This is a genomic window from Bradyrhizobium genomosp. III, assembly GCF_000261705.1.
Classification (GTDB): domain Bacteria; phylum Pseudomonadota; class Alphaproteobacteria; order Rhizobiales; family Xanthobacteraceae; genus Bradyrhizobium; species Bradyrhizobium ottawaense.
This window is the reverse complement of sequence record NZ_AJQF01000577.1, coordinates 1-2,144: the sequence shown is the minus strand read 5'-3', so window position 1 is coordinate 2,144 and position 2,144 is coordinate 1. Positions and strand designations below refer to the sequence as shown.

Here is a 2,144-nt window from a genome sequence, read left to right as displayed (position 1 = left end):
ATCGATGCTCACGATCCGTGAAATCCGCAGTCTGCTGGGCGATCGCCTGCTCGCGCGTCAGGCGGGCCATTTCGACCGTCGAGACGCTGCCCGATTTGATCAGTGACGAGGCCCGCTCGACGGCGGCCACTGCCTTCTCCCGTCGCGCGGCCGCGGCCTCGATCGCCGACTGGATTTCGGCAATGCGCGCCTGGAGCTGGAGGATGCGACCGTCGCGGAACTGGGCCGCCTGGCGGGCGAGGTCCTGTTGCGCCGTCTCGGCGGCCGCAAGCTTGGCGGCGAAACTCGGGCGCTCATTTTCCATCCGGGACATCTGCCGCCGAAGATCGTCGAGCCGCACGCGATCGCCACGCGCGTTGACGACATGAAGGATCGCGTCGCCCTCATGGACCACGCTGAGTTGCGTCGAGCCTTGCGGCGGCTTCGCGCTCACGGTGCCGTCAATCGGCGAGCGCAACGTCACGATCCTGGCATTGACCACGGCCGCAACGCTCGAGGTCTGCAGCACGGCCTTCAGCGGCAACCATCCGAAGACGGCCACAATCGCAAGGCCAATGCCGACCTTGAGCAGGCGGCGAACCGGCGCGAGCCTGCAGGTACTTCGGGATGGGAAGCACTATCGCTGACGGGCTCGCTCACCGGCTCGTCGTGCGCCGGCTGCAACCGATCCTGCAAATCGCGCTGCAACCCTCGTGCGCCCGATTCCTCGTCCTTGCTGACGGACGTATGATCTTCGGGAACGGGCTTCTGCTGTTCCTGATTCTCTCCTTTTGTGAGACGTCAAGCCCAACATATTGCTTCATAGCCCCTCCGATTCGTGTGATTGCGTGCAGGCTTGAAGATAGCGGACCTTTCGTCCCGCGGGCGCCGACCGCAATTATGTCATCGTGTGGGGTCCGGACGCCGATCGGCGTCCCAAGTACTTGATTGACTTCGCGCGTACGGGGGTCAATGTTCAGCGTCGATTCACAGCCAACTCTATCTCGCCCACGGCGACATCAGCCCCTGAGTCGGTTTTGCAGTGCCTGCCGATCGACGACGAGCTGGTCCAGGTGGACTGTCTGCCCTCCTTGCTCCAATTGCCTAACCAGCGCCCGCGTCCCGTCCACGACAAAGACGCCGCAATCATAAGTGTTCTGCTGCTGGGCCATGCCGGCTGGCTCCAGGCGGAGGTGCAGCCTACTTGCGAGATGCTCTGCATGCTTTTTGTTGAGTCCCCTGTAGGAATCGTAGTGGTAGGCGACCGGCTGCCCCCGGTCACTGCGATCAACGAACAGCAGCGACCAATGGTTGCCGAGGTTATTAGGATCTTCAGGGTTGGCATTAATCACGGGCAGGAACAGGAAGTCGGCTGTATCATTAAATTCATCATCATGGACGATGCGCTGGAACTCGGTTTGCACGACGCCATCGTCGTTAGAGCCCAGATAATTTAGGACGATGAGGGGATTCACGAACCGCGTCCGGGCGGCGAGATCCGGATCGTTCCTCTGCAAATCCTGCTCCTGGAGCCGGTAATCCCTGTCGATATGCTCGTCGCCCAGCCATTCCGTGTCCTCGAGCACCAGCCCGTGGCCGTGAGACGAGACTGTCGGATCTAAAGCCCCGATCTGAGCGTTGGCGGAGGTGATCGGAAACGGCCGTACAGAATTAGCATCGTCGCGTGATTCGGACGGCGTGGGCGCAGTCAGATCAACCAATGGAAAACCGCGGTAGGTGTCCGAGCGCGCCCTGGCAGCGGGAGCCGGCGCAAAGTGAGCATCGTCGCGCAATTCCCACGGCGTGGGCGCATCCAGATGCACCAATGACTCAAGGCCGCCGTAGATGTCTGAGGGAGCCCTGCCGGTTGATGGTGAGGCCGGTTCTTGCATCTGCCGTCGCGCCAGCTCCTCGCGCAACCACGCCAAAGCTTCATCATCCGAGAAGGCTGGCGCCGGAGAAAGCCCCTGCGGCGAGCCGGGCTGTCGAGCGCCCTGGTGATGCCCCGGTACTGGCCCGGCAAACAGCGGCCGAAAGTCAGGCGCCGGGGCCCAAGCATTGTCACGCAACTCGAATGGTGTGCGCGGATTCGGATTAACCGCTGCCTCAAGACCGGCGTAGGTGTCTGAGCGAGCCCTGGCAGGATGCGCTGGCGCAAAATGAGC

Annotated in this window: 2 protein-coding genes; both read right to left on the bottom strand. The window is 62.5% G+C overall.

Annotation, left to right across the window (positions count from 1 at the left end; all coding sequences use genetic code 11):
- On the bottom strand, positions 1–541 hold a 541-nt coding region (locus IC66_RS0142195; protein ID WP_038951364.1), incomplete at its 3' end, for a hypothetical protein.
- Between the two features lie 457 nt (positions 542–998).
- Positions 999–2,144, bottom strand: a 1,146-nt coding sequence (locus tag IC66_RS0142190; protein ID WP_240536584.1) for a Ulp1 family isopeptidase, incomplete at its 5' end; no start/stop codon positions are given.